This is a genomic window from Embleya sp. NPDC020886, from assembly GCF_044333915.1.
Taxonomy (GTDB): domain Bacteria; phylum Actinomycetota; class Actinomycetes; order Streptomycetales; family Streptomycetaceae; genus Embleya.
The window spans coordinates 146,476-167,867 of sequence record NZ_JBIRRX010000006.1; the positions used below are offsets into that span (position 1 = coordinate 146,476).

Consider the following 21,392-nt stretch of genomic DNA (forward strand, 5'->3'; position numbering starts at 1 on the left):
GGCGTCGCGGACGAGGTCGGCGATCCGTTCGTGGTCCGGTGGGTCGGTGGGCGGTTGCCGGCCGGGGACGGCCGAGCCGGCGTCGGTCAGCCGCCGACCGTGTGTGCCCGGGCCACGGTGAGGCTGTCCTCGTAGACGTGGTAGCGGCTGATCAGGCCCGCCTCGACGGTGACGTGCAGCGCGCACCGCGCTCGGTAGGCCGTGCCGGTGGAGGCGGCCGTACGCCGGATCTCGGTCGACAGGACCGCCTCGGGCCCGTCGACCAGAATCCGCAGACCGGGTCCGACGACCGGGTCGCCGGCCTGCTCCGGCGGCTCGTCGGTGTGCGCGGTGGCCAGTTCGCGAAAATGCGCGGCAACGTCGGCGCGGGTCGAACGCGACCGGATCCACGGCGTGGACGGGTGACCCTCGGCCGGCCAGTCGAGCACCCAGTCCACGTGCTCGGCGAACAGTTCGGCGATGCGATCCGGGTCGCCCGACGTGACGCGGCGGACGAACTCGCCGACGACGGCGTCCGTACCGGGCCCGAGGTCGGTGGGCAGGGTGAACTGGTGGTCGTGCCGGATCCGGCCGTCGGGTCCCAGCTGCACTACCACCCGCCCGGTCCACGCCACATCGCCGCCGGCCGCCGGGACCATGTAGGTCGTGAAGGTGATCGCGCCGTTGTGGCCGACCGCGTCCCCGGCCGAGCGGAACACGAACCCGCCCTTGTCGACCAGTCGTTCGTAGGTATCGGTGACGCGCGCCAACAGCGCGTCGTGCCCGACGTGCCGTCCGGACTCGATGGTCTCGATCCCGTCCGGCGTCCACAGCGCCTCGATGGCGGCGCGGCGGGCGCTCGGGTCCGGCTCGTGCCACACGGCCAGGTAGCGGTCCGCGAACGCGTCGAGGTCGACGGGGGTGGCAGGGGCGGTTTCGTCGGTGGTGTGGATGGTGTTCATGGGCGGAAGGTAGACGCGCTCCACTGACACGTTGTGTCAGTGGAGTCGGGCAGACTTCCCGGATGCGGGCGAGTCGGCTGGTGTCCATCCTGTTGTTGTTGCAGACCCGGGGGCGGGTCACCGCCCGGGAGATCGCCGACACGCTGGAGGTCTCGATCCGGACCGTCTACCGGGACATGGAGTCGTTGAGCGCGGCCGGCGTGCCGCTGTACGCGGATCCGGGCCATCGCGGCGGCTATGAACTGCTCGACGGATTCCGCACTCGGCTGACCGGACTCACCACCGGCGAGGCCGAGTCGTTGTTCCTCACCGGCCTGCCGACCGCCGCCGCCGATCTGGGCCTGGGATCGGTGGTGACCGCCGCGCAGCTCAAGCTGATGGCCGCGCTTCCGCCCGAACTGCGGGACCGCGCCGGGCGGATCGCCGAGTGCTTCCACCTCGACGCGCCCTCCTGGTACGGCGCCGAGGACCACACGCCCCACCTGGCCGAGGTCGCCGACGCGGTGTGGAACCGGCGCCGGACGCGCATCCGCTACCTCCGCTGGGCCGAGCCACACGAGAACACCCGGGTGGTGGACCCGTACGGCGTGGTGCTCAAGGCGGGCGCCTGGTATCTCGTCGCGGGGCACGCGGAGGCGGAGGGTGTCGGGGACCGGGCGCGGATCCGTACCTATCGGGTGTCGCGGATCCTGGATGTGCAGTCCCTCGCGGACACGTTCGAGCGACCGGCCGGGTTCGCGTTGGCGACCTACTGGGAGGACTACCTCGATCGGTTCGACGACCGCCGGCACCGCGCGTCGGCGACCGTGCGGGTGTCGCCGGTCGGGATGCGGCGGCTGGTGGAGGCACTGGAGCCGGTCCTGGTACGCGCGGCCCACGCGAGCGCGACCCGCCCCGACGTCGACGGCCGGGTCGAGCTGGTCCTGCCGATCGAGTCGGTCGACTCGGCGATCACCACCCTCCTGCCGTTCGGCGGCGAGGTGGAGGTGCTGGGGCCACCGGAACTGCGGGCCGGGATGCGGGCGGCGGCGGTCGCGTTGGCGCGGGTGTACGGGTGCGCCGATACCGACGTTGACAGGTATGGGTGATGTTCGGGCCATTTGCGCGGACCTCCGGCCGGAAGCGGCGGGATACCAACCGGACGGAGGACTTCCGGATATTGCATTCTTTGCCGTGGCTATACCGATCCCGTCGCCCGGACGCCGGTTCGACGTGCACAATCAAGCCTTTGCCGATGGATCATGAAGGACGCCGACCCCGATCGGGCCGTCGTTCGGCATGCTCTCTTCGTGCCCGTGGCATGACCATCCCGTACGCAACCGACACGTTGGCGAAGCGGGTTGTTGCCCCGAGCACAACCCGGAGTCGCGGACGGCGACGCCGGATCGTAGGGTCGCGTGCAACGCGGAGGCCGAGGGATCGGGTGGAACGAGGGATCACCGGATCGCGTGGTTGGACACCCGGGTGATCAAATGTCCGAGTGACTCTGCGGGGCGCACGTCCGATCCGCCCGCGTCCCGCAGTTGGCCCGAAGGTAGGGCCGGGCCAGGGCCCGTCCATCCCGATCCCGCCGCGTCGCGCCCGGCGGGATCGGGGGACGGGCTCCGGTGCGTCCGGCCTCCCCGGATCGCCATCGGCTACGCCGGGCCCCGGCCGAGCGCACGCGACCAGGCCACCTCGCGGTCGAGTTGCCCACTCGTGCGGAACAGGGTCACCTGGTGCGTTTCGGCCAATACCGCCGCGAGGCGGGTCCGGTCGGCCGGCTCGAAGCCCAACCGCCGCCAGAACGGGCCGGATCGGCGACTGAACAACCAGGCGTGTCGAGCGCCGGCCGCAGCGGCGCGGTCGAGCGCGAACCGAGCAAGTTCGAGCCCCAGACCCCGTCCCCGAGCCTCCCGATCCACCGCGACGCTACGAATCAGCGCGTGATCACCGGCGGCGGACAACTCGAAGCCGGTGCTCCCCCGCACCCTGCCGCCACCGTCCCGCAACAGCCACAACCGCACGCCGGCCGCATCGAGCCCACTGAGCGTGAGATCGGCCCGAACCAGGAAGTCGTGCAGATCGGGAACGTCGCCGGGGGTGAGGGGCGCGAGCATGCTCGCGGACCCGCCGGGCTGCCGGGCGCCCTCGACATCCGTGACCTCGTCCGAACCGTTCGCCGCCGTCCCGAGATCCATGGCGCCGATTCTACGAAGCCGCCGCACCTCGAAGCGGTGCCGGATCCGCTGCCGGCGCCGAGGGTTCGAGGGGGTGATCGGGTGGGCTCGGGCGATCGGGTGGATGGGCGGATTGCCTTACGCGGTCCGCGAAATCGGCTCGCGTCGATGATCACCCGGTAGGTGATCATGCCTATGGTTGACGCGATCGAAACAGCGTCTTGCATGGGGGACCGTTCATGATCGTCGAATACATCCGCTACACGATCGCCGAAGCCGACGGCAGCGAGTTCGAGGCCGCGTACGCGCGCGCGGCCGAGTCGCTCGCGGCCGCGCCGGAGTGTGTGGACTACGAGTTGAGCAGGTGTCGGGAAGAGGCGTCCGCCTACATTCTGCGGATCCGGTGGAGCTCGACCGACGCGCACCTGAACGGCTTTCGCAAGGGTGAGTACTTCGCCGCCTTCTTCGCCGCGATCCGGCCGTACGTCACCGCGATCGAGGAGATGCGGCACTACGCGGTGACCGACGTGGCGGGCAAGGGCGGTTCGACGCCGACGCTGTACGAGTGGGCCGGGGGCGCGCCCGCGTTCGAGCGACTGTTCGGCACGTTCTACGAGCGGGTGGCCGAAGACGAGATCCTCGCCCCGGTGTTCGCGAACATGGACCCGCGGCACGCCGAGCACGTGGCCGCTTGGCTGGGCGAGGTGTTCGGCGGCCCGTCCGTGTACAGCGCCGAGTTGGGTGGGCACCGGCACATGGCCTCGCGCCACCTGGGTCGGGGGATCACCGAGACGCAGCGACGTCGGTGGGTCACGCTGCTCCTGGAGACGGCGGACGACGTGGACCTGCCGGCCGACCCGGAGTTTCGCGGCGTGCTCGCGTACTACCTGGAGTGGGGCACCCGGATGGCGATCATGTACTCCGGGCCCAACCCGCCGCCGCTCCCGGAGTCGCCGATGCCGCGCTGGGACTGGGGCCTGACGCCGCCGTACCTGGGCTGACCGAACCCGGGCCGCCACGCGGGCCGCCGGGCGGGCGCAGGCCCCCGGCGGCCCGCGCGGAACGCGCACGCGGGTCGCGAGGGCGGTTCGGGTCCGGCGCCCGGTGGAATGCAAGAGGGATCAAGGACGGATCGAACTCCGGACGGTGACCGGGTGATCAGTGCCGAACCTCCGGATCGACTACGCGCGTCGGCCACGGAGTGCAATCGCATGGCTCCTTCTCCGCTCGCCTACATAACCGACCAAACGGGCGTACGACGTGGTAAACCCAAAATCTGGGTAAAGGTCACCACTGCGCTTGGCAAGGATTCCCGTTCCGACCCGACCGCCCCCTCGTCGCATCGACCGTCGACACGGCAGCATCTGCGGCGTCGATGTCACTCGTGACAGATCCGTCACATGGAGGAACACCCACGTGAAGAGACACACTCTCGTCGCGTTCGCCGCCGCCACTACGCTGGTGAGCGGGTTGTTGACCCTCGCTTCGCCGGCTTCGGCGGACGACTCGCCCGCACCCCAGGCCGAGTCCGCTTCCACTCCCATCGCCTGGAAGAACTGCGGCAGCTCGAACTATCCGACGATGGAATGTGGTTCACTCCAGGTCCCGATGGACCACGGCAATCCCGGCGGCCGGCAGATCACCATCGCGGTGTCGCGGATTCCACACACGGCCGCGAAGTCGCTCGGCCCGCTCCTGGTCAACCCCGGCGGCCCCGGTGCGCCGGGTCGCGGACTGGCCGGCTACGTCGCGAAGAACCTGCGCCCCGAAGTGGCCGCGCAGTTCGACGTGATCGGCTTCGACCCCCGCGGCGCGGGTGCCAGCGAGCCGCACCTGGACTGCGTCCCGGGCTTCAACAACCCGGTCCGCCCGGACACCGTCCCGGACAACTTCGGTGACGAACTCACCAACATCAAGCGGGTGTACGAGTACGCCCGGGCCTGCGGCGACAAATACGGCGACTTCCTGAAGCACATGAACACGCCGGCCTCGGCCGCGGACATGGACTCGATCCGTGCCGCTCTCGGGGCCAGGCAGATCAGCTACTTCGGTTACTCGTACGGCACCTACCTCGGTGCGGTCTACGCCAAGCTGTTCCCGAGCCGGGTCAAGCGACTGGTGCTGGACAGCATCGTCGACCCGAGCAAGGACAGCGTCTGGTACGGCGGCCAGCTCACCCAGGACGTGGCGTTCGACAACAACCTGAAGGCCTTCTTCGGTTGGGTCGCCAAGTACGACGCGAACTACCACCTGGGCACCGACCCCGCCAAGGTCGAGCGTGCCTGGTACACGATGCGCGACCAGCTCAGCAAGGCCCCGGCCGAGGGCGTCGTCGGTGGCGCCGAGGTCGAGGACGCGTTCGCCCAGGGCGGCTACAACGACTCGACCTGGGCCGAACTGGCCGAGGGCTTCTCGGGATACGTGGTCGACCACGTCACGGCCCCGCTGCGCACCGCCTACGAGGACCTGGCGGGGGCGAGCCCGGGCAACGACAACATCAACAGCGGCTACCTGGCCACCCAGTGCCGCGACGCCGCCTGGCCCAAGGACTGGGCGACCTGGCACCGGGACGCGGTCAAGACGTACGCCAAGGCACCGTTCCTGACCTGGAACAACGTCTGGTTCAACGCGGCCTGTGCGTTCTGGCCGACGTCGAGCCTCAAGCCGGTGAACGTCGCCAACGACAAGCTGCCCAAGACCCTGCTGTTCCAGGCGACCAACGACGCCGCGACCCCGTACGAGGGCGGCGTCACGATGCACCGGCTGCTCCGCGACTCGGCCCTGGTGGTCGAGCAGGGCGGCCGCAACCACGGCATCTCGCTCAGCGGCAGCAGCTGCCTGGACGACTACCTGAACGAATACCTGGTCACCGGCAAGACCCCGAAGGGCCGGGGCCACGGTCCGGCCGACGCGGTTTGCCAGAAGCTGCCCGACCCGGTACCGAACCCGGTGGCGGCGGAACTGACGGCCGCCGCACCGAAGAAGGCTTCCAAGACCGCTCTGTAGGGCGGTACCACGGCAACACGGCAACACGGCACAACCGGTACGTCCGTACGGGCCCGTCGCTTCCGCGGCGGGCCCGTACGCGTTGCCGCGCGGGTGCGTCGCGGCGACGGCGATCGGCGCGCCGGCGGGTGGGGGGGCGGCCCGATCGGGGGAGGGGCGGGGATGGTCGGTGCCGCGGCGGCTTCGGTGGTGCGCCCCGGTCAGGATGCGCCGAGCCACTGGGCCAGGTACGCCGGGATCTCCTGGTCCCGGTCCGGGCGTACCGGCCCGCGGGTGGTGGTCAGCGGGACCACGCCGGCGTAGTGCGGCAGGTCGAAGTCGTCGGGGTCCTCGGCCAGGCCGTGGTCGCGGACCTTCGCGGCGACCTGGTCCAGCTCCAGTCGGAAGACGGCGGTCTGCGCGTTCTCCTTCGGGCTGGGCGGGCGGACGTCGTCGGCGCGGCCCGGGACCAGGTGGTCGATGATCACCCGGTAGGCGTGCATCTGCTCGTCCGGGTCGGTGACGTGCACCAGCGGACCGTGCGCGATCACGCAGCGGTAGTCCATCGAGTGGTGCATCGCCGAGCGGGAGAGCACCACGGAGTCCACGTGGGTGACCGAGACCGCCACCGGCAGCCCCTCGGCGCCGCTCGCCCGTGTGGCCAGGGCGAGCTGTCCGCCGCTGGAGGTGTGCAGGTAGAGCCGCTCGCCGTCGCGGCCGAACGCGAGCGGGATCAGTTGCGGCCGACCGCCGAGGGTGAACGAGACGTGCGCGAGGAAGCCGGCGTCGAGGATCGCGTGTACCGCCTCGACGTCGTAGCGCATCCGGTCGCGGTGCCGGTGGGGGGTGGTGGTGGCGGTGGCGGGATAGTCGGTCATCGTGAAGATCCTTTGTACTAGTTCAAATAAGTGATTGGAGTAGTACAATAGATGTGCATCGGGGGAGGATGTCAACGGCATAATCCGACGACCCCCAGACGCAGGAGAAGCATGGCCACCACCGGTCGCACCGCCGCCGACATCGCCGCATCCGTCGAACGCGACCTGCACGCGCGCGAGCTCGCGCCCGGCGATGCGCTGCCGCCGGTTCGGGCGCTCGCCGCCGAACTGGGCGTCAACGCCAACACCGTCGCCGCCGCGTACCGCACCCTGCGCGAACGCGGCATCGTGGAGACACACGGCCGGGCAGGCACCCGGATCCGGGCCCGCCCGGCGACCATCCGGCGCAACGACCTGGGCCCGCAGGTACCGCCCGGCACCCGCGACCTGTCCAACGGCGAGCCGGACCCCGTGCTGCTGCCGTCGCCGGTCTTCCCCGAGCCGAGCGATTGGCGTCCGCTCTACCGGGACGGCGCGCTGTACGAGCCGTTCGCGGAGGCCGCCCGTACGGTGCTGCGCGCCGGCGGCGTGGGCGGCGCGCACCTGGCCGCCACCTCCGGCGCGCTGGACGGCATCGAGCGCGCGCTCACCGCACACCTGCGGCCGGGCGATCAGGTCGCGGTCGAGGACCCCGGCTGGGGCAACCTGCTCGACCTGCTCGCCGCGCTGAACCTGACCCCGCGGCCGATCCCGGTCGACGACGACGGCCCCGACCCGGTCGCGACCGAGGCCGCGCTGCGGGCCGGCGCTCGCGCGATGGTGGTCACCACCCGCGCGCAGAACCCCACCGGCGCCTGCGTGTCGGCCGAACGGGCGGCCGAACTGCGCCCGATCCTGGCCGCGCACCCGCACGTGGTGCTCCTGGAGGACGACCACGGCAACGACATCTCCGGCCTGGACATGCACACCCTCACCGGCGTCGGCATCCACTGGGCGCACATCCGCTCGGCGTCCAAGGCATACGGCCCGGACCTGCGCTGCGCGGTCCTGGCGGGCGACGCGGTGACGGTCGACCGGATCGGCGGCCGACAGCGGCTGGGCCCCGGCTGGGTCAGCCACGTACTGCAACACGCGGTCGCCCACGCGTGGACCGACCCCGAGGTGGCCGAACGCATCCGCTTCGCGCGTCGGACGTACCGGGTGCGCCGTACCCGACTGATCGACGCGCTGCGCGCCCGCGGGGTGGCCTCGGTCGGCCGGACCGGGATCAACGTGTGGATCGAGGTACCGGACGAGACCACCGCCGTGGCCGGCCTGCTCGCCCGGGGCTGGGTGGTCGCCCCCGGCTCGCGGTTCCGGATCACCTCCGCGCCCGGCCTGCGGATCACCGTGGCCACGCTCACCGCCGAGGAGACCGAGCGGCTGGCCGACGCGGTGGCCCTCGCGGTCCGGACCGGGGTGGGGCGACAGACCCGGTGATCGCCGAGGGGTGGATCATGCCGTGGATGAATCGTCCGGTATGAGAGGTGGGGCAAACCGAACCCCGGGGTCGGGGGCTGTCACCCTCGATCCGGGTGCCCCGGGCCGGGGAGCATGAGCACACTCCACCATCACGATCGTTACGCCTTGAGGATGCCCGCCATGTACACGTTCCTGAAGGCCCCGTTCACGAAACGAACATGGGCCGAGACCGGCTACGCGATCCTCACCTTCCCGCTCGCGGTGTTCGGCTTCGGTGCGATCTTCCTGTTCTCCGTGTTCGGGATCGCCCTGACCGTCACCCTGATCGGCCTGCCGATCCTGGCTCTCGGGGTGATGGGTGCGCGGGCCTGGGGTGGTGTGCACCGAGGACTCGCCCGCGCCATGCTCGGGGTCGAGACGCCGCCGCTGCGCACGTTCCGGCCCAAGCGCGGCCCGCTCGGGCTGCTGGGCTCGTCGCTGGGCAACGCCGAGGGCTGGCGGGCGATCGCCTACCACCTGATCAAGTTCCCGCTGAGCGTGGTCACCGTCGTGATGACCGGCGCGTTCTGGTGCTACGGGCTGGTCATGCTGGCCTACCCGCTGCTCATCGTCGTGTTCGACCCGCACACCACCGACTCGCACGGCGTCGACCGCCGCTCGGGGGTACAGATCGGCGAGGTGTACTTCGACACCCTGCCGCTCTCGCTGTTGGTAAGCGTGTCCGCCATCCCGATCCTGCTGCTCGCCCCCTGGGTGGTACGCGGGCTCGTCCAGCTCGACCGGTGGCTCGTCCCCGCGCTGCTCGGGCCGACCGAATCCGCGCAGCGCGTGGCCGACCTGGAGGAGACCCGGGCGATCGCCGTCGAAGACTCGGCCGCGACGCTGCGCCGGATCGAACGCGACCTGCACGACGGCGCGCAGGCCCGACTCGTCGCGCTCGCGATGAACCTCAGCATGGCCAAGGAGAAGCTGGACGCCGAGGACACCGAGCGTCCGATGGACGTGGATCGCGCGCGCACGCTCGTGGACAGCGCGCTGGGCAACGCCCGCGAGGCGATCGTCGAACTGCGCGACCTCGCCCGGGGCATCCACCCGCCGGTCCTGGACCAGGGCCTGGACGCCGCGCTGGCCACCCTGGCCGCGTGCAGCGCGGTCCCGGTGGAGGTCCACACCGACATCGACGTGCGTCCACCCGCCACGATCGAGACCATCGCGTACTTCTGCGCCGCCGAACTGCTCACCAACGTCGCCCACCACTCCGGCGCGAGCGCGGCGGTCGTCCAGGTGCGGGTTCGGGAAGGCCGGTTGCTCATGGTGGTCACCGACAACGGGCACGGTGGCGCGAACGTGAGCAAGGGCAGCGGTCTCACCGGCCTGGTCGAGCGGGTGCGTACGGTGGACGGCGTCCTGCGGATCGTCAGTCCGCCGGGCGGACCGACCGAGGTGACCGTGGATTTGCCGGCGCGAGGGTGAGCGCGGACCGAGGGACGGGAAGCGCGGACCGAGGGACCGGGGCCGAGGGGCGGTCGGGGCATGGGACGATCGAGCCCATGCGCATCGTCATTGCCGAGGACGCCGCGATCCTGCGGGACGGCCTCGTTCAACTGCTCCTCGACCGCGACCACGAGGTCGCGGCCGCCGTCGCGGACGCCGACGCCCTGCGAGCGGCGGTGGTCGAGCACAAGCCGGACGTGTGCGTGGTCGACATCCGGATGCCGCCGACCCACACCGACGAGGGCCTGCGGGCCGCGATCGACATCCGCCGGGACCACCCCGGCATCGGAGTGTTGGTCTTCTCGCAGTACATCGAGACCCGGTACGCCGCCCAACTGCTCGGCGGCAACGCGGCGGGCGTGGGCTACCTGCTCAAGGAACGCGTGGTGGACACCCGGGACTTCACCGATGCGCTGGAGCGGGTCGCGGCCGGCGGCACCGCGCTGGACCCCGAGGTGGTCACCCAGTTGTTCGGCGCCGGGCTGCGCAGCGGCGGCCTGAGCACGCTCACCCCGCGCGAGCACGAGGTGCTCGGGCTGATGGCCGAGGGGCGGACGAACGCGGCGATCGCGAAGAAGCTGGTGGTGACGGAGCGCGCGGTGGAAAAGCACGTCGGCAACATCTTCACCAAGCTCGACCTGCCGCCTTCGGACACCGATCACCGGCGGGTGATGGCGGTGTTGCGGTATTTGCAGCTCTGAGGGTGCAGCTCCCAGGGGTGCGATTCCGGGGATGGGAGCGGTGTGGGATGCCCGGATCTCCCCCTCCGTGATCCATGCATCCCACACCGTCCTCGGGCCGACCGCGGTGCCGGCCCCGGGGCGGATCGATTCAGGGCAATACCGGTTGCTCGGTTCTCAGGTCCGCGCCCGCATGTCCACCGCGGTGCGCGCGCCGCGCACGATCGAGGTGAACGCGGGTGGTGGCGCGGCCGGTTCGGGGTCCGTCGCGGGCACGAACGTGCCCATCTCGTGTCTGCCCGTGCCGCTGTCGTCCGTACCGCGCGCCGTCAGCGCGACGATCGCGGACAGCACCGCCGCCAGGATGCCCGCCGTCGCCGCGGGCACGGCGAGTCCGCGACTCACCGGATCGTCTTCCCCGGCCGGGCGGCACGCCACGCCTTGCGCACCCCGGTAGCGGTGCTCCGCCGCCGCCACTCCGGCGTCGGATGCCAAGGCGTGGCCCGGTCGTTCCGAAGGCAGGTCGCCGCCTCCGGCCGGATGTGCCGCTCGTCCGTCGCGCTCCACCACGGGATGCGCGTCATCGAACCCGTGCCGCTCGGGTGGCCGTCGAACCGGGTCGGCCCCGTGGCCGGCCGCGGGTCCCGCCGCAGCCGCCGCGAGCACGGGGCGGGCGCCCGGTGGCCGCCGCCACCGGGCGTTCCCGCATACGCCAAGGGCACGGTGAGCCGTGTCCCCATGGGCACCGGATCGGTGGGAGTCGCGCTCTCGCTGCGGTCGAACACACGCATGTGCGACCTCCCCCGAAACGCCGTGCCCGCCCCACCCCGGGCGGGCACGGCGTTTCTCGAGGCTAGGGACGTTCCTTGTGGGTTTCCTGTGAACGGGCCGTCGGGGAAGGAATCTTCCCGGTGCGCCGGGTTGTCGCGCGTGATTTCGGTACGCCGGCCCGGGGGCGGGACCCAACCGGGACGGAGTGGGTGCCGGACCCGGCGGCGACGCCGGTGGTGTCGGATCCGCCGGTCGCATCGGTGGAGCGGGGCGCGGGTGAACTCGTCGGCTCCGGGGCCCGGATGCCCAACCAGGCGCGTTCCCGCGCCGCGACCGGGTCGGCGCGCAGCGGCAGCACCACCTCGATCCGGGTGCCGTGTCCCGACGGTGGCACCCCGACGGTGACCCGGCCGCCGTGCAACGCGACCTGCTGGGCGACCAGGGTCAACCCCAGCCCGGCCCCGGGGCTGTCCGGGCCACGTCGGAATCGCTCGAACACCACCTCACGCAACTCCGGTGCGATACCGGGCCCTTCGTCGTCCACACACACCACGCCGCAGTCCATCCCGGGCAACACCTTCACCAGCACCCGACCCGCCCCGTGTACCAGCGCGTTGCCCACCAGGTTGTCCACGAGCAGGCGCAACCCGGGCGCGAGTCCGTAGACGACCACCTCGTGCGGTGCCTCGACCCGCACGTCGACGGCCTCCGCGGCGGCCTGTTCCTCCGCGCCGGGCCGGCGGGTCGGCGCGGCCCGGACCGCCGCGTGCGCGACCTCGCCCAACTCCACCGGCCCGAAGGCCGATGCGTCCACCAGATCGCCCTGGGCGAGCGCACGCAGCGCGGTCAGTACCGACAACACCCGTTCGTGGCCCACCCGGAGGTCCGCGACCACGTCCTCGCGCTCGGCCGCGACCAGGTCCGGATAGGTGGCCAGCACGTCCAGATCGGTACGCATCCCGGTGAGCGGCCCGCGCAGTTCGTGGTCGACGGTGGCGGCGAACGAGCGAGCGGTCTCCAGCGCTTCGCGGGTGCGTGCGGTCTGCGCCGCGTACCGCCCCAGCACGTCGTCCAGGGTGCGGCCGAGCTCGTCCACCTCGACCACGCCGGAGGGTACGTGCACCGCGTCGTGCGCGCCGCCGTCCGGATCCAGCCGGGCCGCCCGGCGGCGCAGCGCGCGCAACGATCGGGTGGTCGCGGCGCCGGCGGCGAGCCCGGCCAGCCCGGAAAGCGGCACCGTGAACGCGGTCACCACGTACACCCGTCGGCGCAACAGTGCGGCCTGTGCGTCCGGTTCGCCCGAGGGCACGAACACGTACAACGCCCCGGTCGGCAGCGGCCGGGTCACCATTCGCCACGAACGCCCGCCCGCGTGAACGGTCACCGGAGACGGCGCGCGGGCGGGCAGCGGGGTGTCCTCCGGCGGCTGGGGCCCCACCAACAACGGTCCGTCCGCGGTATCGAAGCGGACGCCGACGTCCAGGGCCAGACCGAGGATCCGGTACTGCCGGGTGCGGATCGCCTGTTGGCGCTCGTCCAGGTCGGTCCGGGCCAGGAACCGGGCCGGTGGCGCGAGGCGTTCGGCCCGTTGCTGGAGTTGTTGTTCCTGGCGCTGCGTCAAGTCGTGTCGGGCCCAGCGCACCACCAGGGTGCCCGCGCCGAGGACGAGCAGCGGCACCAGCACGGCGACCGACAGCGCGATCCGGGTGGAGAGCTTCATCCGGGACCGCCCGAGGGACGCAGGACGAACCCGATGCCGCGCACGGTGTGCAGCACGCGCGGTCGGCCGCCGGCCTCCAGCTTGCGGCGCAGGTAGCTGACGAAGGTGTCGACCACGTCGGTGCGCACGTCGAAGTCGTAGCCCCAGACCCGGTCCAGGAGTTGATCCCGGGACAGCACCAGACCCGGGTTGCGGGTGAAGACCTCCAGGAGCGCGAACTCACGGCGGGTCAACTCCAGGGCGGCGCCGTGGCAGGTCGCGACGTGCGCGGCCACGTCCACCGCGACCGGGCCCACCCGCAACACCGGTTCGCCGGCCCCGACCACCGGGCGGCGGCGCAGCAACGCCCGCAGTCTCAGGTCGAGTTCGCGCAGATCGAAGGGCTTCACCAGGTAGTCGTCGGCGCCGCTCTCCAGGCCCGCGATGCGATCGGCGGTCTCGTCGCGCGCGGACAACATCAGGACCGGCGTCGCGGCACCTCGGGCGCGCAGCGCGGCACAGACCTCGATGCCGCTGACACCGGGCATCGCCACGTCCAGGACCACGACCTGAGGGTCGAATACGGCGGGCGGGGCCGGGGCGGCGGGGGCGATCGCCGGTGCGGGCACGATCAGTTCGAGCGCGCGGGTGCCGTCGGGGGCGAGGGTGACGCGGTATCCGGCCAGCCGTAGACCGCGCTCCAGGGCGCGTCGGATGGAGGGGTCGTCGTCCACGACCAGGACGTGCGGCGGGCGCTCGGTGTCGGGTTCCGCGATCACCGGGTCGCGGCCCCCGGCTCCGCGGTGGCGGGTGTGCGCGGTGTGTCTTGTCTGCTGAACGCCTCGACGCGATGTGTGCTGGCCATGTCGTCGGTTCGACCCATGTCGTCCCCCGGAAGGCTGTTGCCGTTGTCGCCGAAGTTGTCGGTGGCCAACCTATGGGTGGAGAGCGGGTGGTGTACGCCGAATGACGGCTCGTCAAACGAGTGGTGGGGGAGGGGGGTCGGGGTGGTTGGGCGGGTTGGGGTGGTCGGGAGGGTCGGGAAGGTCGGGAGGGGCGGAGGGCTCGGCGGCCTCGGAGAGCTCGGGACGCGCGGTGGGCGCGGTCGGCTCGGTGGGTGATGTGCCGGGTGGGGGTTGGGGAGTGTCCTGGTTGATGGACAGCCAGCGGAACCAGTTGGTGCGGTTGATCGGGATCTGGGGGTTGTGCAACAGCCACAACACGTGGCCGGCCTGATCCCGGGTCCACGGCTCGCCGCTGTCCTGTGCCTTCGTCAGCCGGGCGCGCAGGTCCTCGCCGTCCACGACGCGGGCGATCCGGGAGTACTCGCGGTCCTTGCATCGATGCCGGCGGTACACCACCGCCTCGACCAGGTCCACCAGGCGGCTCCGGGCCTCAGCGTGGTGCCCGGGGACGGCCAGCAGCCGGATCAGCCGCTGCTTGGTGCTCCAGACCTTGGCGTGCCGGGTCCATTCGGTCGGGTACCGGGCCTCCCACTCCAGATAGGTCAGTGCGTACGGCAGCCCGCCCCAATCGGGCACCTCGGCGGCGGCGAGCGGCTCGGCCAGCAGCGCTGCGGCGGGCGTGCGCAGCCACGCGGCGCGGAAGCGTTGCCAGGCCGTCTCCTCGGCGGAGACCGAGCGGGGCACCCGCAACACGACCGTGTCGTAGGCGGCGCGGGCCTCGCGGGTCTCCCTGGCCACCCGCAGATAGTGGTCCAGGGCACGCCGGTGCGCGATCTCGTCATCCGACACAAGCGCGCCCATCCACCCCAGCCGGGCGTCCCACTCCTCGACCGCGCCTCGTTCCATCACGCCGACGATCTACCCAGGTCGATGCGGAACAAGTCCGCCACGGGGCGTGCGGGGGGCTGGGTCGTGGGCGCGGGGGGTCGGTCGGGGCCGGGTTGGGGGTGTGGGGCATGTGGCTGGGCGTGGTCGCGAGCGCAGCGAGCCGAGAAGCCCGAGACGCGAGCCGGGCCCGACGCCTGAGCCTGGGTCGTGAGCGGAGCGGGCGGGTGGGGGGCTTTCGGCGATGCGGCGCTGCTTTTTGTTGGGCGCCTTTGGCGCCGGCTCGCGAGGCACCACTTTTTTGCTCCGTCGCGGGCTCCTCCACAAAAAAGTGGCCCCTCGCTCGTGACTTCGTGTCCCTTCGCTTCGCTACGGGCCACGAAGTCAAAGTTCTGCGGCTCCGCCGCTCTCCGCGCTGCGCGCGTCGATCACTGGGGTGGGGCTGGGTCGGGGGCGCTGACGCGCCGGGGGGCAGCGTTGTTCGGCGGCCTGGGGAAAGCCTCGGGCGTTGGTGCGGCCGATTGTTCGTCGTCGGTCGACGGCCACGGTGGGGGTCGAGGGGCCGGAGCGGGCCGTCCCGGTGCCCGTGAGACCGCAGCTTCCGAGCCATGGGCAACGGATTGAGCGCGTGGGTACGCCGGGCAAGCCGTCCGCACGGGGCCGCAGTCGGCGACGTTTCCTTGAGCGCACTGTCGATCGCGTCCACCCACCGCGAAGCGGTCGGCGGAGCCGGGTTGCAGGCGCAGCGGACCGGAGGCGCCGAGGCGCGCGGGACCGATGTCGTGGAGGCAGCGGAACGACAGGCCCGAGTCGAGGGTGCGTGCTTTGACCACGGCGGTGGCCAAGCGTCCAGAGCGCGCCGCCGAACAACGTTGCCCGCCCCGGCGCGTCAGCGCCCCCGACCCAGCCCCACCCTGGTGATCGACGCGCGCAGCGCGGAGAGCGGCGGAGCCGCAGAACGTTGACTTCGTGGCCCGTAGCGAAGCGAAGGGACACGAAGTCACGAGCGAGGGGCCACTTTTTTGTGGAGGAGCCTGCGACGGAGCAAAAAAGTGGTGCCTCGCGAGCCGGCGCCGAAGGCGCCCAATAAAAAGCAGCGTTGCATCGCCGAAAGCCGCCCACCCCACTCGCTGCGCTTCACGACCCCGGCCCCGGTGTCGGGTCCGGCTCGCGTCTTGGGCTTCTCGATTCGCTGCGCTCGCGACTCGGCCCCGCCCACGCGCTGTGCTCGCGGCCTGGTCATTGGGCTCGCTGCGCTTGCGACGCTGGTTCCGGTGTGGGGTCTGGCTGGCGTCTTGGGCTTCTCGGCTCGCTGCGCTCGCGACTCGGCCCCGCCCACGCGCTGTGCTCGCCGCCTGGTCATTGGGCTCGCTGCGCTTGCGACGCTGGTTCCGGTGTGGGGTCTGGCTGGCGTCTTGGGCTTCTCGATTCGCTGCGCTCGCGACTCGGCCCCGCCCACGCGCTGTGCTCGCCGCCTGGTCATTGGGCTCGCTCCGCTTGCGACCCCGGCCCCGGCGTCGGGTTCGGCTCGCGTCTTGGGCTTCTCGGCTCGCTGCGCTCGCGACTCGGCCCCGCCCACGCGCTGTGCTCGCGGCCTGGTCATTGGGCTTGCTCCGCTCGCGACCCCGGCCCCGGCGTCGGGTTCGGCTGGCGTCTTGGGCTTCTCGGCTCGCTGCGCTCGCGACTCGGCCCCGCCGCTCGCTGCGCTTGCGACCCGGTCATTGCGCCCGCTGCGCTCGCGACCCGCCTACCCCGCCCGCTGCGCCCGCGACCCGCGCCCCCATTGGCCCACCCCGCTTGCCAAGCCACCACCACCCCCGCCCCGGAGGTGTTCCCTACGCGCTGCCCGTGGCCAGTTGGGGGGTGCGGGGGATTCGGGCGGTGAGGGCGAGGGGTGGGGTGTTGGGGTGGGTGGGGCGTGGGGGGAGGGCGGCGAGGCCGGTGCGGTTGGGGCCGGCGGTGGCGAGTTCGGCGCGGATGCGGACTTCCATCAGGGCGCCGGCGGGTGCGGCCAGGGCCTTGGCGAGGAGTTCGCAGGCGGCTTCGGTGCGGCCCTCGGCGCGTTCGACGACGGCGAGGGCGTAGAGGGCGTAGGCGCCGACCGGGGTGAGCCCCGTGGTGCCGGTCAGCCGCAGGGCCTGCCAGGCGCCGTCGCGGGCCTCGGCGATGCGGCCCTGGGTGGTCGCGGCCATCGAGAGTGCGGCCAGGAACCAGGCGGCCAGCGTGCCCTGGCCGGTGGAGCGGGCCAGGCGCAGGCCCTCGGCGGCGTGCGTTTCGGCCTCCACGGCCCGCCCGGACAGCGCGCCGGCGACCGCGAGCGGCATCAGTGCCGCGGCCAGGGCGCCGCGCGCGCCGTGCGTGCGCAGGACCGCGGCCTCGTCGAGGAGGACCTCGTACGCGGCCTGGTCGGTGGCCGCCGCGTGCACCGCCAGCGGGGTGACCTCCCACAGCGCGATGCCCAGGCCGTACAGCCGGGCCCGGGTGGCCGGCGCCACCATCGCGGGGGAGACGCCGTCGGCGCCGAGGGCGGCCACGACGGTGCGCAGCGGGTCGTCGGCGGCCAGCGGGAGGGCGGACAGGGCGGCGCGGGCCTGGGTCGTCCGGGCCCGGTCGCCCGCCTCCCAGGCGGCGCCGGTCGCGGCGAGCAGGAGCGCGGCGCGACCATGCGCCGCCTCCAGGAGCAGCGCTCCCGCTTCCGAGCGATGTCCCTCGGCATGCCGCAGCGCGGCGCGGAGCCGGATCGCGGTGCCGGACGAGTGTGCCGAGGAGCCCTCGTCGGCGACGCCGTCCAGGTCGGTCGCGTCGGCGGTGTCCAGCAGGGTGCGCGCGCGGGCCGGGAAGCCGGCCTCCCACGCGGCGTACGCGGCGGCCACGTACCGGCGGCGGGCGACCGGGCGGTCCGAGGTCAGCCGGGCGGCCTGCTCCCAGGTCGCGGCGGCGGCACCCGCGCCGAGTTCGCGGCGGGTACGGCCGGCGCCGGCCTCCAGGGCGGCGGCGAGGTCGGCGTCCGGGCCGGTGGCGAGCGCGGCCAGGTGCCACGGTCGCCGGTAGGCCAGGGCCCCGCTCGCGGCGTAGACCAGTGCCCCGTGCAGCGAGCGGCGCTCTGCCGGGGTGAGCGAGCGGCGTACCTCTTCGCGCGCCGCCGCGTTTCGAAAGCGCACCCGATGTTCGGCGGCGTCGACCAGACCGGCTCGCAGCACCGCGAGCCGAGCGCTCCGTCCGATCCCGATGCGGCGACCGGCGACGGCCAACTGGTCCAGGTCGGCGGCCGGTTCGAGCGCGGCCAAGGCGAGCAGGCGGCGAGCGTCCTCCGGCAGCGCCGCGAACGACACGTCCCCACCGGCGACCGCCGCACCGGACCCCGACCGACGCGCCCCGGCCTCGGCGGCGGCACCGCGCCCACCGTCCCGGCCGCTGCCTTGGTCGTCGTGCCGGCTGTTGTGCGGGTTGCCGTTGCGGTTGTTGTTCCGGTCGTTGCTCCGGTCGTCGCTCGCGTCGTTGGTCTCGTTGCCGCTCTGCTCGTGGTCGCGCCCGTTGCTTCGGCCGGTCTCCGAGGACGGCGGAACCCGCCCGGCTTCGACGGGCCGGTCCGCGCCCGGGACGGGGCCGGCGCTCGCGCCGCTGCCGCTTTCCCGGCTTTCGGCACCCCAGAACACGTCGGTTCCGGCGGCCCGCCCGGGCGACATCGGCTGCTCGGCAGGCGACCCGTTCGATGTGCCCGACTCACCCGGGGCGGCGACCGACTCAGGGTCGCCCTCCCGCTCGGCGCCGTCGGGTGTGGTGCCGGCTTCGAACGTTCCCGTGTCGGACGTGTGTTCGAGCGTCGAGGGTTGGTCCGTCGATGCGGTGCATCGCGCGTGGTTCGGGTCGAGGTCGTCCCGGTCGGGAGTCGCCTCGCTCGGCGTCGCGACGTTCGTCGCCGGCTCGTCGAGGTCGGCGGCGACGGTGTCCGCGCCGGCCGCGTCGTCGACCGACGATGCCGCGTCCGCCGTGCCCTCGCTCCCGCCCTCCGTCGGCTTCGGCGCCCCGCTCGCGCCTTCGCGGGTGGCGCGCAGGACGGCGATCGGGAGGCCCTCGGCGCGGCCGGCGATGTAGGAGACGACCGCCGCGGAGGCCGCGTCGAGCCAGTGGGTGTCGTCGACGAGGAGCAGGACGGGCTGTTCGCGGGCGGCGATCAGGATCAGTGAGCAGGCCGCCGCGGCCACCACGCCGCGGTCGGCCGCACCCGGCGCCAGGCCGAGTGCGGTGCGCAGGGCCTGGGCCCGGGTGTGCGGGAGGCGGCCGATTCTGGGGTGCAGGCCGGCGAGGAGTTGGCGGAGCCCGGTGTAGGGGAGGGCGCCGCCGCCGCGCGGGCCGGCCGTCCGCAGGACGGTCATCCCCTTCGCTTCCCACATCGCCTCGGCCAGGAGCGTCGTCTTGCCCGTCCCCGCGGCCCCGCGCAGCACGACCGCTCCGCCGTCACCGGCGCGCGTCCGCTGCAGCAGTGCCGTGACGGCGGCCAGTTCGTCGTTCCTTCCGTGAAGCACGGAAACTCTCCTCGCATCTCGCTCACACCCCCGCGGTGTGGGCGGCGGCCCCGCCGGATCCGGCCGGACCGCCGCACTATGAGCCTGAGCTTGCCCGTTCCCGGTCAACACATGTTCAACATTCACTCAACGTGTGAAGTCCGGACCAAGTAATTACGGACATGTGACACCGACATCGGGTCGACGTCACGCCCGCATCCGGCTGAATATCCGTCAGCCTTTCGGCTGAACTTCCGCCGGAGGTCGCCGCCGGTCGGCCGAAGGCGGCCTCAAGCTCTGTCCGAATGTCCGTCAGTCCTTGTACTCCGGCCGCCGCTTGTCCTTGCGGGCCCGAATGGCCTCCTCGAAGTTCTGCGTCGTCAGGCGCACGTACAACTGGGCGTGCCCCTCGTGGTCCATGTGCGAGTGCATGCTGCCGGCCTCCATGCCGGACCACAGCAACCGTTTGGTCACTTCCACCCCCACTCGACTGAACCCGATGATCCGCTCGGCGAGTTCGTACGCGTCGTCGAGCAACTTCTCGCCCGACACCACGCGCGACACCAGTCCGATCCGCTCGGCCTCGGCCGCGTCCACGTCCCGTCCGGACAACATGATCTCGAATGCCCGAGACGACCCGATCGCCCGGGGGAGCAAATAGCTGATTCCGAGCTCGCTCGCGGTGAGTCCGTTGTTGATGCCGGCTGCCCGAAAGTAGGCCGTGTCGGCGGCGATTCGGATGTCGGTGGCGGTGGCGAGACAGAAGCCGCCGCCGATCGCGGGGCCGTTGATGGCGCCGATCACCGGTTGATGCATCCGGCGCAGTCCCAGGATCACGTCGTCCAGGATCTCCATCGAGCGACGGGCGATGCTGGTTCGGGTCAACCCCTTGATGCCGGGGATCCGGCCGGAATTCTCCAGATCCGCACCGGAGCAGAAGCCCCTCCCCGCGCCGGTCAATATGACGACACGCGTATCGTTGTCGGCGCTCACGGCTTCCAGCGCCTCACGAAAGGGGACCATGACGTCGAAAGCCATGGCGTTCATGCGGTCCGGTCGATTGAGGGTGATGAGCGTGATGTGCGGGCGGGGTTTGTCGACGAGTACGAAGGACATGGGGGCGTCATCCTCGGCATGATTGAGGGGCGAAGGGCTTCGAGTCGCACGGCGTCGGACCGGGCAACCGGGGAACGAATGGGTGCAAATGCCGTTCCGGTGGCACTGATCGGGGCGAATCGCCCGATCGTCGACCGGGCGGCCGGCCGCGAGCCGGCCGACGCGAAACGTGCGGCGTCGGGTGGCCGGTTCGGGGCGCGTGCCTGGTCCGCGGTGCGCACCTGGTTCGGGACCCGTACGTGGTTCGGGACACGCAAGCCATTCTTGACCAAGTCAATGAAACCGCTCAAGGCCGACCCCCGGCTCTTCGACGCCTTCGCGGGCGACTACGACCGCTATGCGGGACTGTGCGACCCCCTCGGCGAGTGGCTGGCCGGGCTCGAATTGACCGGCGGTCGTGCGCTGGACGCCGGTTGCGGCTCCGGCCGGCACGCGTTGGCCCTGGCCGGCTCCTATGTCGAGGTGCTGGCGGCGGACGTGAGCGCGCCGCTGATCGAGGTCGCGCGGGTCCGACGCCCGCACGAGCGCGTCCGCTACCGGGTCGCCTCGCTCACCGACGTGCACGACGGCGAGGGCTTCGACCTGGTGCTGAGCATGGGCACCCTGCACCATCTCCCGGACCTGGGCGCGGCGTTGACACACCTGAAATCGCTGGTGCGACCCGGTGGCGAGATCGTCCTGGTCGACAACGTGGCCACCGTGCCGGGTGCGACACGCCGGCAGTACATCGCCGGCGCCGCGCGCGAACTGGCCCGCGACCTGCGGGGCATGCGTGCCCGGGACGCCTGGTGGTTGTACCGCTTCCGCACCGGCGCGGCCTGGCTGGACCACCTGATGTCGGATCACTATCTGACCCGCGGGCAGTACCGGGACCGCTACGGTGAGGTCTTCCCGGGCGCGGACTTCGTCGACCTGTCCTTCGCCACCGCGATGCGTTGGCGCCGCACCGACGATACGACGACCGCCTAGGAGG

The 21,392-nt window shown here is 72.2% G+C and carries 16 protein-coding genes; 7 read left to right on the forward strand and 9 right to left on the reverse strand.

From position 1 onward, the window contains the following. Positions 1 to 86 precede the first annotated feature (86 nt). A complete protein-coding gene (locus ACH4U8_RS22660; protein ID WP_395780089.1) occupies positions 87 to 542 on the reverse strand; it encodes a nuclear transport factor 2 family protein in 456 nt (151 codons plus the stop codon). A 461-nt stretch (positions 543 to 1,003) separates the two neighbouring features. Here ACH4U8_RS22660 and ACH4U8_RS22665 point away from each other — a divergent pair, with 461 nt between their 5' ends. Beyond that, the gene (locus ACH4U8_RS22665; protein WP_395779713.1) at positions 1,004 to 2,029 is read left to right on the forward strand and encodes a helix-turn-helix transcriptional regulator; all 1,026 of its coding nucleotides are present in this window, start codon (positions 1,004 to 1,006) and stop codon (positions 2,027 to 2,029) included. A 549-nt stretch (positions 2,030 to 2,578) separates the two neighbouring features. On the opposite strand, the gene ACH4U8_RS22670 is transcribed toward ACH4U8_RS22665, so the two are convergent. Then, positions 2,579 to 3,121, reverse strand: a complete 543-nt coding sequence (locus tag ACH4U8_RS22670; protein WP_395779715.1) for a GNAT family N-acetyltransferase — start codon at positions 3,119 to 3,121, stop codon at positions 2,579 to 2,581. Positions 3,122 to 3,339: 218 nt separating this feature from the next. Here ACH4U8_RS22670 and ACH4U8_RS22675 point away from each other — a divergent pair, with 218 nt between their 5' ends. Next, complete coding sequence (locus ACH4U8_RS22675; RefSeq protein ID WP_395779717.1) at positions 3,340 to 4,101, forward strand: group II truncated hemoglobin; 762 nt, start codon at positions 3,340 to 3,342, stop codon at positions 4,099 to 4,101. Positions 4,102 to 4,516: 415 nt separating this feature from the next. Beyond that, a complete protein-coding gene (locus tag ACH4U8_RS22680) occupies positions 4,517 to 6,106 on the forward strand; it encodes an alpha/beta hydrolase (protein ID WP_360318456.1) in 1,590 nt (529 codons plus the stop codon). A gap of 200 nt (positions 6,107 to 6,306) precedes the next feature. Here the strand turns inward: ACH4U8_RS22680 and ACH4U8_RS22685 are convergent, their stop codons facing one another. Next, entirely contained in the window at positions 6,307 to 6,963 is a 657-nt protein-coding gene (locus ACH4U8_RS22685; protein WP_395779719.1) for a pyridoxamine 5'-phosphate oxidase family protein, read from the reverse strand. Between the two features lie 111 nt (positions 6,964 to 7,074). On the opposite strand from ACH4U8_RS22685, the gene ACH4U8_RS22690 reads away from it, so the two are divergent. The 3 genes from ACH4U8_RS22690 (at position 7,075) to ACH4U8_RS22700 (ending at position 10,559) form a co-directional block, all read left to right on the forward strand. After that, positions 7,075 to 8,382 carry an aminotransferase class I/II-fold pyridoxal phosphate-dependent enzyme gene (locus tag ACH4U8_RS22690; protein ID WP_395779721.1) on the forward strand — a complete coding sequence of 436 codons (1,308 nt, stop codon included), beginning with the start codon at positions 7,075 to 7,077 and terminating at the stop codon, positions 8,380 to 8,382. Positions 8,383 to 8,544: 162 nt separating this feature from the next. Next, positions 8,545 to 9,837 carry a sensor domain-containing protein gene (locus ACH4U8_RS22695; RefSeq protein WP_360318462.1) on the forward strand — a complete coding sequence of 431 codons (1,293 nt, stop codon included), beginning with the start codon at positions 8,545 to 8,547 and terminating at the stop codon, positions 9,835 to 9,837. 77 nt (positions 9,838 to 9,914) lie between these two features. Further along, positions 9,915 to 10,559, forward strand: coding sequence for a response regulator transcription factor (locus tag ACH4U8_RS22700; protein ID WP_360318463.1), 645 nt, complete (start codon positions 9,915 to 9,917; stop codon positions 10,557 to 10,559). A 156-nt stretch (positions 10,560 to 10,715) separates the two neighbouring features. Here the strand turns inward: ACH4U8_RS22700 and ACH4U8_RS22705 are convergent, their stop codons facing one another. The 6 genes from ACH4U8_RS22705 to ACH4U8_RS22730 form a co-directional block, all read right to left on the reverse strand. Then, positions 10,716 to 10,943: a hypothetical protein gene (locus ACH4U8_RS22705; protein ID WP_395779723.1), complete on the reverse strand. Its 228-nt coding sequence runs from the start codon at positions 10,941 to 10,943 to the stop codon at positions 10,716 to 10,718. Between the two features lie 448 nt (positions 10,944 to 11,391). Further along, the gene (locus tag ACH4U8_RS22710) at positions 11,392 to 13,029 is read right to left on the reverse strand and encodes a sensor histidine kinase (protein ID WP_395779725.1); all 1,638 of its coding nucleotides are present in this window, start codon (positions 13,027 to 13,029) and stop codon (positions 11,392 to 11,394) included. Next, on the reverse strand, positions 13,026 to 13,787 hold the full coding sequence (locus ACH4U8_RS22715; protein WP_395779727.1) for a response regulator transcription factor: 762 nt from the start codon (positions 13,785 to 13,787) through the stop codon (positions 13,026 to 13,028). The genes ACH4U8_RS22710 and ACH4U8_RS22715 overlap by 4 nt, the downstream gene beginning before the upstream one ends. A 198-nt stretch (positions 13,788 to 13,985) precedes the next feature. Then, the gene (locus ACH4U8_RS22720) at positions 13,986 to 14,819 is read right to left on the reverse strand and encodes a hypothetical protein (RefSeq protein ID WP_395779729.1); all 834 of its coding nucleotides are present in this window, start codon (positions 14,817 to 14,819) and stop codon (positions 13,986 to 13,988) included. A 1,814-nt stretch (positions 14,820 to 16,633) separates the two neighbouring features. After that, positions 16,634 to 19,324: an AAA family ATPase gene (locus tag ACH4U8_RS22725; protein WP_395779731.1), complete on the reverse strand. Its 2,691-nt coding sequence runs from the start codon at positions 19,322 to 19,324 to the stop codon at positions 16,634 to 16,636. A gap of 291 nt (positions 19,325 to 19,615) precedes the next feature. Further along, complete coding sequence (locus tag ACH4U8_RS22730) at positions 19,616 to 20,419, reverse strand: enoyl-CoA hydratase (RefSeq protein WP_395779733.1); 804 nt, start codon at positions 20,417 to 20,419, stop codon at positions 19,616 to 19,618. Between the two features lie 264 nt (positions 20,420 to 20,683). Between ACH4U8_RS22730 and ACH4U8_RS22735 the strand changes: the two genes are divergently transcribed. Then, entirely contained in the window at positions 20,684 to 21,388 is a 705-nt protein-coding gene (locus ACH4U8_RS22735) for a class I SAM-dependent methyltransferase (protein ID WP_360311617.1), read from the forward strand. Positions 21,389 to 21,392 lie beyond the last annotated feature (4 nt).